Genomic DNA, 12,104 nt, shown 5'->3' on the forward strand with positions numbered 1-12,104 from the left:
GTTCTTGCTTTCTATGAATCTCACTGTTTATAATATGAATAATAGAAAACCGCAATCATTAAGGGGGGATATATTTGCTCGAAGGATGGTTCAGTTGGTTTATTGTGCTATGGACTGTTATTTTATTAGGGCTTATGTCTATCGGTGGATATTTTATGTTCAGAAAATTTCTGAAACGACTACCAAAAGAAGATGGTATGTCCATTTTAGATTGGGAAGAGCACTATATTAATAAAACTAGGCATTTGTGGGATGACGAACAAAAACAATTGTTAGAAGAGCTCGTAAGTCCTGTTCCAGAATTATTTCGCGATGTTGCTAAATCAAAAATTGCTGGCAAAATCGGAGAGCTTGCATTACAAGAAAAAGCCTCTCAAATTACACAAGATTTAATTATTAAAGGGTATATTATCGCTACACCGAAACGTGATCATAAATTTTTAGTAAAAAAACTACAAGAAAAAGAAATTGATTATTCTCATTATGAATCTTTACTGACAAAATCCTCCTCATAAAAGAAAGATTGCTAGCTTATAGCAATCTTTTTTAACTTACAGTTACAGATTTTTCGGCTGTTAATCTAGCTTCTGCCAAATCTATTTGTAATCCAACCGCACTTGTATAAATCGTATCCCCTGTACCTGTAATATTTACTTGTGTAGATGTCGTATTTGGTGCAATAGAACCTGTTGCATTTACATTTGTAATATCAAATTCAGCTCTTGCATTTGCATTTGTAGTTGTTCCTGAAAAATTCCGATCCGCAAAACTACCAATTGTATTTAAATTTCCGTTAATATCATTCACTTGCCCTCTAAAAAAATTTCCTGATGGATTATTCGGTCCCGTTAATGTCACAGAATTCAACTGAAAATTATCACCTGTAAAGTTCGGATCACCATTTACTGCCATTACAAAGGCTCGCGCTGTCACTGTTCCTGTAGCTGGCGTAAAAAATCCTGAAATGGTTTGTGGTGTACCTGATAATAAAAAACCTGGAAATAAGCTTACATTTCTCATTGGATAGGAGGAATCACGATAAACTACAATTAAAGACCATCCAGCACCATAACCAACTGGCTGACGCGTAGGTAATCTCGTTACACTATATCTTCCTGCCGCTCGATTCGGTAAACCTTGCAGTAAAGATGTGACGTCTGCTGCTCGGTTATAAACATTTGCTATAAAAGGGAGATTTGTCCCTTCTGATGACCATGCTGAATTAATTGTCACTTGTGTACTCGTTCCATCAGGCGTAACTAAATTTGGAGGATTCGCATCAACAACAGCAGTTGTAACAGCCGTATCCAATCCACCTGACCAAACAAGTAACGCAAAATCTACAACCGCCGTAGCTGGAACGATAGTAGTCGATGGATTTAATTCAGCCCATGAGCCATCTAATGTCCAATCATTTGTTGTACCTCCAAATGTATTCGGATCTGTCGATGAAGGAACTCCTCCAAAAGTAGAATCCGTATTTAATGTTATAAGTGCATTGTAAGCAAAGTTTGTATTTGCAGTACCGCGCATTCCCATCGTATTACCCGTATGCATCATAAATAAGTTATCATTTTTACCGTAAGCTTGAACGAAAGCCAAAAGAATTCCTCCCTATTAATTTACGAGAATTTTTCTATCAATTTAACTTACAGTTACTGATTTTGTAGCAGTTAGACGTGCCTCTCCTAACTCTATTTGCAAACCTACAGCACCAGCATAAAGATAGTCAAATGTATTTGGGATATTCACTGTCGTAGAAGTTGATCCAGCTGTTAACACCCCATTTGCAGGTACATTTGTCACATCAAATTCTGCACGCCGATTAGTCGCAGAAGTACCAATGGGCATATTTCTATCCCCAAAACTTCCGACTGTATTTAAATTCCCCAAATAATTATTTACTTGTGAAGCAAAAAAGTTGTTTATTAAATTATTAGGTCCTGAAAGTCCCGTACCATTTAAGTTAAATCTATCACCTGTCGCATCTGTATCACCATTTATCGCCATTGTAAATACACGAGCATTAACTGGTGCTACAGCAGGAGTGATAAAATTTGAAATCGTCGCCGTCTCACCCAATGTAGAAATGAGTAACCCAGTATATAAACTAACATTCCTAACAGGATATGAATTATCACGATATACAACAACTAATGCCCACCCTACCCCTGTTCCTTGCAAAGGTGGATTTGCTGTTGGAACACGTTCTACAAAATAATCACCTACAGCACGATTAGGATGTCCTTGAAGAATACTCGTCACATTAGCTGCACGTGTATAAATCGTACCTTGAAATGTCCCACTCGACCTTGTTTCTCCCCACGCAGGCGTACTTGTAATAGTGTGAGTCACATCATCCGGAGTTCTGAATGTTGGAGTATTCGCATTTACTACCTCTTCTGTAACAGTACCTCCCAATGTTCCTTGCCAAACTAACATCGCAAAATCTACAGTTGCTGTTGCTGGTACGTCTGTTAGTGAAGGATTTAACCTTGCCCATGAACCATTTAATGTCCAATCATTCGTCGTTCCTGCAAAGGTATCCGCATCTGTGGAAGACGGCACCCCAGCAAAACTCAAATTTGTATTTGTGGAAATTAATGCGTTATATTGATATGCAGTAGCTGTCGTAATACCGCGCATCCCTAACGTATTTCCTGTATGCACCATAAAAAGCGAATCTGTTTTTGTATATGTTTGTACAAAGGCCAATAACCTCACTTCCTTTCTATTAAAAGTAATATTTTCTCGCTATTTCATTTAATGCGAGCAAAACGAAAAAGTTCCATTTATATACGTACGAGCTAATTTAGGCAAAAAAAAGCCTTTGCCTATTCCTATTCATTTATATTTGAATAGGATGCAATGACGAGCTCATTTTTCATATTTTTTTACAAATAGAACCAGCTTTCAATTTTAAATGGATACTATTTGTAAATGTCTAACTATTGATCGGATTTAAATTCATTTAGAAAGGACGAATCTAATGGCAATAGCAACAATAGGAAGTCGTTTAACCTATACAATCGTTGTCCAAAATACCGGAACACTACCTGCACAAAACGTTACATTTACAGACCCTATACCTGCTGGCACCACTTTCGTTCCAAACAGTGTAACTGTTAATGGTACTCCAACAGCCGGCAATCCTTCAACTGGAATTCCTATTAATAATATTCCGGCTGGTGGCTCTGTTACAATTACTTTCCAAGTAGATGTAACAAGTATTCCTACCCCACCTGTCGCCAGTAACGTAGCATCATTTGGATACGAATTTCAACCTGCACCTAACGCACCCACTATCACACGTACAACAACAAGCAATATAGTTAATACAGATATTTTCACAGCTAATGTCGCATTAACAAAAGCAGTAGATAAAACAATTGCTACTATCGGTGATACGATTACGTATACAATTACGGCCACAAATCAAGCCCCATTAGCTGCTAATAATGTTATCATTACAGACACACCTCCTGCCGGCACATCGTTCGTACCGGGTAGCGTTACAGTTAATGGTACTTCTACTACAGATAATCCTGCTACTGGAATAAATGTAGGAACGATTGCTGCAAACGGGAATGCTACAATTACGTTTCAAGTTCGAGTTAATACTCTCCCTACACCTAACCCTATTCCAAATAGTGCAACTTCAAGTTTTCAATATAATCCACCAAACCAACCACCAATTAACAGAAACTCTACAAGTAATATAGTTGAAACACAAATTAATGCTACTATCATTAATCCAACTAAAAGTGCAAACCAACAAATTGTAAATATTGGTGACATCATTACGTATACGATTACCATTCCAAATAACGGTAATATTTCAGCGACAAACGTTTCTATCACAGACCCTATCCCTACTGGCACTACTTTTATTCCCAACAGTGTTACAGTTAATGGAACGGCACAATCTGGCGTAACTCCAACAAATATTCCGCTAGGTACAATTCCTGCTGGTCAAACTACAACTGTCACATTTCAAGTCCAAGTCACTTCCCTTCCAGCTAACGGAACGATTACTAACGAAGCAAATGTAACATTTACGTCGCAACCGAATCCGGCTGAACCCCCAACAACCACTACGATAACACCACCTCCAACAACTACTTCTGTACGAACTGCAATTGTAAATCCAACAAAAACCGCTAGTCCACAAATTGCTGATATCGGTGATATTATTACGTATACGATTACTGTACCAAATACAGGAAACATCGCTGCAACGAACGTTATTGTAACTGATCCAATTCCAAGTAGCACTACATTTATTCCGAATAGCGTCACAATTAACGGTACTTCACAACCTGGCGTAAATCCTTCTGGTGGTATACAAATTGGTACAATCGCAGCTGGTAATACTGTCACTGTCACTTTCCAAGTTCAAGTTACCTCTCTCCCAGAGAATGGCCTAATCCGAAATATCGGAACCACAACATTTACGTATCAACCAGATCCTACAAAACCAGCTATTACAACAACAAACCCTACACCACCTACTACTACTCCTGTTAACACCGCTATTACAAACCCTGTTAAAACGGCGGATAAAACTACTGTTGATATTGGTGATGTTATTACGTATACGATTACTTTCACTAATGATGGTACGATCCCTGCTACAAATGTAGTTTTTACTGATACCATTCCTACTGGTACAACATTCATTCCGAATAGCGTAATCTTAAATAATGTACCGGTTCCAAATTCAAATCCCGCACTAGGAATCCCGGTTGGAACAATTAATCCCGGTGAAACCAAAACACTATCTTTCCAAGTTCTTGTTACACAAATTCCAGCTGGCGGTGTTATTACAAACGAAGCTTCAACGACATATACGTACCAGCCAGATCCAACAAGACCGCCGGTTACCACAACCGAACCGACAGCACCTACTACAGTCTCTGTTAATACCGCTACAGTTAACCCTACAAAATCTGCTAATCGTACTTTCGTTGATATTGGTGATGTTATTACGTATACAATTAGTTTACAAAATAACGGCACTGTTCCCTCAACAAATATTGTACTAACAGATCCAATTCCAAACGGTACAACATTTATTCCAAATAGCGTCACGATTGATGGTGTCTCACAACCTAACAGTAATCCTGAAAACGGTATATCAATCGGTACTTTAAATCCAAATCAAGCAAAAACAATTACATTCCAAGTTCAAGTTACAAGTGTCCCGCCAAATGGAATTATAGAAAACCAAGGCAGTGTATCATTTAATTATATTGTTAATCCAAATGAGCCTCCTGTTACAACAACTACCCCAACTCCTAAAACTGAAACTCAAGTTGGGACCGTTATTACAGCGCCTACAAAATCTGCCGACAAACAAGTTGCTGATTTAGGAGATACGATTACCTACACGGTCACATTTACAAATAACGGGACCGTTCCGGCTACAAATGTAGTCGTTACAGACCCTACACCTAACGGGACTATTTTCGTTCCAAATAGTGTTACAATCGATGGCATTACAACGCCAGGAGCAGCCCCATCACTTGGTATACCACTTGGTACCATTTCTGTCGGAGAAACGAAAACAATCACGTATCAAGTTGTCGTTACAAACTTACCACCTGATGGAATAATTAGAAACCAAGCATCCTTCACTTACCAATATCAACCGAACCCAAGTGAGCCTCCTGTTACAACAACTACTACCACTCCAAGTGTAAACATTCCAATTAATAATCCTAATCCAACGACTACAAAATCTGCTGATCGACAAGTTGCTGATATAGGGGATACGATTACTTTTACTGTAACATTCCAAAATAGAGGGACCGTCCCCTCTACAAATGTTATTATAAAAGATGCACTTCCATCTGGTGTTTCTTTCGTTCCAGGTAGCGTTGTCGTAAATGGCACATCACAACTTGGAGAAAACCCTGAAATTGGTATACCCGTCGGCACTGTAAATCCCGGTCAAAGTATTACAGTTACGTTCCAAGGTGTAGTAAATAGTATCCCGCCCGGAGGAGTTATTAGAAATCAAGCAAATATTACATTCACATACGAGCCAAATCCAAATGAACCTCCCGTTACGACAACTATTACAACTCCTGAAACAGAAACAGCAGTTAATACCGCTACACTAAATCCACAAAAAACAGCAGATCGCTCCTTCGTTGCATTAAATGATGTCATTACCTATACTCTCTCATTTCAAAACACCGGTACTGTTCCTGCTACGAATATAACAGTAATAGATTCTATCCCTGCCGGTACTGTATTTATTCCAGATAGTGTTACGATTAATGGGATTCCTCAAGCAGGAACAAATCCATCATCAGGAATTTCACTTGGAACTTTAGTGCCATCCGAACGCGCAACGATTACTTTCCAAGTACGAGTAATAAACATCCCTGCTAGCGGCGAAATCCGAAATCAAGGTAGTGCAACATTTAATTATCAACCGGATCCAAATTTACCTCCAGTCACAAAAACAGAAACAACTCCTGAAACAACGACTCCTATCCAAACTGTAGTCATAAGTCCAACAAAAACAGCAAACCTTACGTTTGCAGAAATTGACGATATTGTAACTTATACTGTCACATTTACAAACCAAGGAACTATACCTGCTACTGGTGTAACAATTACAGATTCTTTGCCACCGGGTACAACTTTTATTACGAATAGTGTTACTGTAAACAATGTCGCTCAACCCGGCGTAAGTCCAGTCACAGGAATTCCTGTTGGAACAGTTAATCCCGGCGAGACAGTTACTGTTACATTTCAGATTCAAATAAACGCTATTCCTCCTAATGGAAAAATAGAAAATACAGCAAGTATTACCTACACTTCTCAGCCTAATCCAAGCGAACCTCCTATTACAACAACAGAAACGACTCCTACCGTAACTTTACCTGTTCGTACCGCTAACCCGAACCCGCAAAAAACAGTGGATCGTGAGTTTGCAAGTATTGGTGATACGCTCACTTATACAATTACCCTTCAAAATACCGGTAATATACCTGCAACTGATGTCATTATTACAGATTCTGTCCCTACTGGAACTACATTTATCCTTGGTAGCATTACGATTAATGGCATTCCACAACCTAATTTGACCCCTGAAACAGGAATCCCAGTTGGCACATTAAACCCTAGACAAATAGTGACTGTTACTTTAGAAGTACAAATAACAACTTTACCACCAAATGGCATTATCTCAAATGAAGCAAATGTCACTTACACATCTCAACCAGATCCGACACTCCCGCCTATTACAACAACCACACCGACTCCAATCGCAGAAACAATTGTACAAAATGCAGAATTAGAGTCAACAAAAACAGTAGATTTGCCAATCGCTAACATTGGCGATGCACTCACTTATACAATCACCCTTGAAAACACTGGAAATATTCCTATGACAAATGTATCTGTCATTGATCAACCACCAGTAGGCACACAATTTATTGTAGATTCTGTTACAGTAAATGGCCTTTCACAACCAGGTGTTGATCCAAGCATTGGGATACTCATTGGTACAATACAACCAAATCAAATAATAACCATTACGTTCCAAGTAACGATTACGAATATACCTCCTAACGGGGTTGTTACAAATGTTGGTTCAGTCAACTTTACCTCTCAGCCTAATCCAAATGAACCTCCTATTACAGAAACAGAAGAAACACCACCAGTTAATACTGAAATCATTAACACCATTATTAATCCAGCAAAAACAGCTGATCGTAACAATGTTGATATAGGTGATATTATTACGTACACTGTTACATTCCAAAATTTACAAACAGTACAACTGACAGACATCGTCTTTACAGACCCAATCCCAACAGGAGCTACTTTCATTCCAAATAGCGTTACAATTAACGGCACTCCAACTAGTAATGTAGATCCAGCTCTTGGCATACCTCTTGGCACATTAAACCCTAGTGAATCGATCATTGTAACTTTCCAAGTTCGTGTTGTTTCAATACCCCCAAACGGAATTCTTATAAATGAAGCTACTATCACCTACACATTCCAGCCTAATCCTGGAGAACCCCCAGTAACAGTAACTACACCGACTCCACCTACTACTACAAATGTCAATACCGCAACAACGAACCCTACAAAATCCGCTGATAAAGCATTTGCTTTATTAGGTGACACAATCACCTATACAATCTCCTTACAAAATACAGGAACTGTCCCTGCAACAAATGTACTTGTAACCGATCCTATTCCAGCTGGTACTACTTTCATTCCGAATAGCGTTACGATAAACGGCATTCCACAACCAGGTATCGTTCCTAGTTCCGGAATTCTTATCGGTACATTAGAACCTAACACTTCAGCCGTCGTAACTTTCCAAGTTCAAGTAACTTCGATACCACCGACAGGTTTTATTGAAAATGAAGGGATCGTTTCATTCCAATATCAGCCAGACCCTACTAGACCACCTGTATCTGTTACTACACCTACACCTACTACAAAGACGCAAGTAAGTGAAGTTACTATTAATCCTAACAAACAAGCTAACCCTCAAGTTATTAATCTCGGTGATACTGTCACATATACAATTACGTTCCAAAATGTCGGGAATATTAATGCGACAGATGTTATTATTACAGACCCTACTCCATCTGGTACTACTTTCATTCCGAACAGCGTTACGATTAATGGCGTCACGCAACCTGGAACAAATCCAAATAATGGTGTAAACGTTGGGACTGTAACTCCAGGACAAATTGTTACATTAACTTATCAAGTTACTGTAACTGAACTCCCACCAGACGGTATTATTAAAAACACTGCAACTGTCACTTACACATTCCAGCCAAACCCTAGCGAACCCCCTATTACTATTACAGATCCTACTCCAACTGTTGAAGTAGCCGTTATTACACCTACACCTAACCCAAATAAACTAGCAGACAAACAAATTGTAGATATAAATGAAATCATAACGTATACTGTAACCTTCCAAAATCGCGGATCAGTCCCTGCAACTTCCGTTATCATTACTGATCCGTTAGCAAACGGGTTAACGTTTCTTCCAGGTACTGTTGTAATAAATGGCATTCCAGATCTTGGAGCAAATCCTGTTGTAGGTATACCTGTTGGAACAGTCAATCCAAACGATACAATTACTGTTCAATTCCAAGCAAGAGTCACAAGTGTACCACCTGGTGGTATTATTCGAAATCAAGCAACTGTTACTTTCACATATGAACCAGGTCCTGGTGAACCTCCTATTACAATTACAGACCCTACTCCAATTAACACAACGAATGTAAATACAGCTATATTAAATCCGAAAAAAACAGCCACGCCGGAAACAGTTACTTTAGGTGATATCATTAATTGTCGATAGGTAAGTCTTTGAGGTTATCTCCAACTTTTCCCCCGATCCGCACGGTACGTGCCACTTTCACGGCATACCGCGGTCCACCTATATTGTAGTTTTCTTTTCATCTAATAATGATAAGCTCTAAGCAAACAACGCTAGTTGTTCATGTTCCATATCCACTTCATTTTGTGATTACATACAGATTTCCTCATTTTTGACTAATTTCCGCAATTTATTAAGTTTGCCTAACTGTTCCTCGTTGAGTTTTAATTTATTGAGGAATTGGTTTATGGTTTCTATATTGGTCGCGTGTATTAGTGTATGGACACTTGGCTTGATGATGGTAAGATTTTTGTAGCTGTCATCCCTTGTTTCACTCCATAATCGCTTATGGTGACAGTGGATGTCCCAAGGCGAGAGTTTCTCACCTGTTACACTGCATCTTCCTTTTTGTGCAATATAAAGAGAAATTCGATTATCATTGTATTCTATGGTTGCCCGTTCATTTATAACTGGGTTTTCTCTTAACCATTTCAGTTCCGCTTCGGTTATTTCTGCCAAGTTTTTGTGTATAAGGGCTCGTCCTTCTGCGGTGTATCTGTTAATAGATTGCTTTTTCATCATCGGTTTTTTGTGTTGAATATAGGAGATTGGTAAAATAGGACATTTCATGAGAAATCTCATCGCTTTTGACTTTAGGTATGGTTTAATACCTCTGTCTTTCCCTTTATATTTCCCTATATTCGTGTATCCGTTTGTGTTGCTTTTTCCTCTAATTTTTGACTTTGGGAATCTGTTATACATCATGTGACCAAGACTATGGTTCATTTTACTGAAATCCAGGGAAGCATGCGTTGCTATTTTATAATAGTTGTGCTTACCAATGACCATGCTGTTGTATATACTGATTCTCTTAATTGTTTCATTAGAGTTTGGGGTTCTCTGTATCCTTTTCACTTGTTTTGCTAAATCTTGTTTTGTTTTTTCCAGTGCTTTTGGAGAGATGTGTGTTACTGCAATGTATCGTGTGTTACCGTTCTTCTTACCTTTCTTTACAGCCTTAAGAGTGAAACCTAAGAATTCACTCTGTTGCTTTTTCAGATTGGTTACTTTAGACTTTTCGGTTGAGATAGGCAGTTTTAGACGTTCTTCTAACCACATTTGAGTTGCTTCGAAAATTTTCTCCGCATTCCTACGTGTATTTGTAAAGATTTTAAAATCATCTGCGTATCTTACGATATACATTGGTTTCATCTTGGATGTTTTGGATAGACAATATGTTACAGTGTCATTACTCCAAATCCCATCTTTCAATCTCGGCTTTACCTTCTTGGCTTTGAAAGTTTCCCATTGATTACTAATCCACCAGTCAAATTCGTTAAGGTTAACATTGGCGAGTAGTGGACTAAGGATACCACCTTGCGGGGTACCTTTGGTCGGAAATATCGTTTTGCCGTTAGGCAGTTGCACTGGCGCTTTCAATATTTTCCGGATAATGACTAGTAGTTGTTTGTCACGAATACCCAGTGTCCATAGTTGGCGCATGAGTTTGACGTGACTTACTTCGTCAAAGAATCCCTGAATGTCTATATCCACCACATATGTAAGGTTTTGCTGATTTACCCGTTTTGTTGCGTCTGCTATAGCATTTTCAGCACTTCTGTTTGGGCGAAATCCATGACTTCGGTTACAGAAGTGTGCTTCACAGATAGGCTCCATTACTTGTAAGATGCATTGTTGGATAATCCTATCCCACATACTTGGTATTCCCAGAGGTCTGGTTTTCCCATTGGGTTTCGGTATTTCCTTGCGCCTTACTTTCTGCGGTTGGTAGTTTTGAAAGCGTCTTTTTACTTCGTTCAAGAAATAGCTTTGTTCCATTCTCTCAATATCCTTAATGTTTACATTGTCACAAGCTGCTGTTTTACTCCCTTTGTTTCCTTTAATATTACGAAACGCGAGGAGTATATTTTCATCTGATATAATGATAGGCATTAAATTTTTAAAAGAATTTTTCTTTGTTGCCTTCTGGTATAAGTTATCTAAGAAAGTTTGGATACCGTAGTATTCGTTGTGTCTTAGTTTCTTATTCTTTGGCGTGGACTTAGTTCTATCATTCATGGTCTATCACCTACTCTCATATTGATTTGGTGACCTTTTGAGTCTTACCAGAATCCATGCAAGATTAGATGAAATTTCAGTTCCTACAAATAGGCTTGTGGCTGTTCCTCCAATTCCATTACAGAATCTTCAACGGTCGTGCCACTACTCTCACCACTATTAAGAATACTTCCCTCGGTTACCCGTTTCGTATTCAACTATATCCGCCGATAGAGTCATAGACCCAACGTTAGTGGCTTTCGACGTTCCGTTCAGACTATCGTTGTTTTAAAGATCTTTCAATCTCCGATTTAGGTGCTTGCTTTACCCCGTGTCTAGCTCCGTTGCCTGTAACAACGTTAGGATTGGTCACTATGCGATGTTTCCAATCCATTAGACAAGTCTTATTTTCAGACTCCGAATCATTTCTGACCCGTAAACCTATCGAGGTGTACATTCGCAAGTTCGTCAGTGTTTACACATTCTCACCTTGTCGGTTGACAGCATACGGTACTTAGTTAGTTCCAGCCGGTTTATTATTCCTGCTGGCTTTCGGTTATCCATATAGACACTACGAACCGTAACCGCATGTTTTACCCTGCTTCCAACATCTCACTCTGCCGAGTGTATGCAGTTGGGAATCTCACTGGGAGAGTTTCGGGGCGTTACTCCT

The 12,104-nt window shown here is 38.9% G+C and carries 4 protein-coding genes and 1 pseudogene; 2 read left to right on the plus strand and 3 right to left on the minus strand.

Going from position 1 to position 12,104, the window contains the following annotated elements; translation table 11 throughout:
* Positions 1–74 precede the first annotated feature (74 nt).
* Entirely contained in the window at positions 75–515 is a 441-nt protein-coding gene (locus RTP99_RS07210) for a DUF2621 domain-containing protein (RefSeq protein WP_000889381.1), read from the plus strand.
* 31 nt (positions 516–546) lie between these two features.
* Here RTP99_RS07210 and RTP99_RS07215 read toward each other — a convergent pair whose 3' ends face one another.
* Together RTP99_RS07215 and RTP99_RS07220 are read right to left on the minus strand one after the other, a co-directional pair.
* On the minus strand, positions 547–1,602 hold the full coding sequence (locus tag RTP99_RS07215; RefSeq protein ID WP_000896226.1) for a hypothetical protein: 1,056 nt from the start codon (positions 1,600–1,602) through the stop codon (positions 547–549).
* Between the two features lie 42 nt (positions 1,603–1,644).
* Positions 1,645–2,715 carry a hypothetical protein gene (locus tag RTP99_RS07220; protein ID WP_000896240.1) on the minus strand — a complete coding sequence of 357 codons (1,071 nt, stop codon included), beginning with the start codon at positions 2,713–2,715 and terminating at the stop codon, positions 1,645–1,647.
* Positions 2,716–2,989: 274 nt separating this feature from the next.
* Here RTP99_RS07220 and RTP99_RS07225 point away from each other — a divergent pair.
* A pseudogene (locus RTP99_RS07225) lies at positions 2,990–9,343 on the plus strand (DUF7507 domain-containing protein); the annotation flags it as partial.
* A 180-nt stretch (positions 9,344–9,523) separates the two neighbouring features.
* Here RTP99_RS07225 and ltrA read toward each other — a convergent pair.
* Positions 9,524–11,452 (minus strand): group II intron reverse transcriptase/maturase, encoded by a 1,929-nt coding sequence (gene ltrA, locus RTP99_RS07230; protein ID WP_000999901.1) that lies wholly within the window; start codon positions 11,450–11,452, stop codon positions 9,524–9,526.
* Positions 11,453–12,104: the final 652 nt, after the last annotated feature.

This window comes from Bacillus sp. (in: firmicutes) (assembly GCF_031983925.1).
Classification (GTDB): domain Bacteria; phylum Bacillota; class Bacilli; order Bacillales; family Bacillaceae_G; genus Bacillus_A; species Bacillus_A pacificus.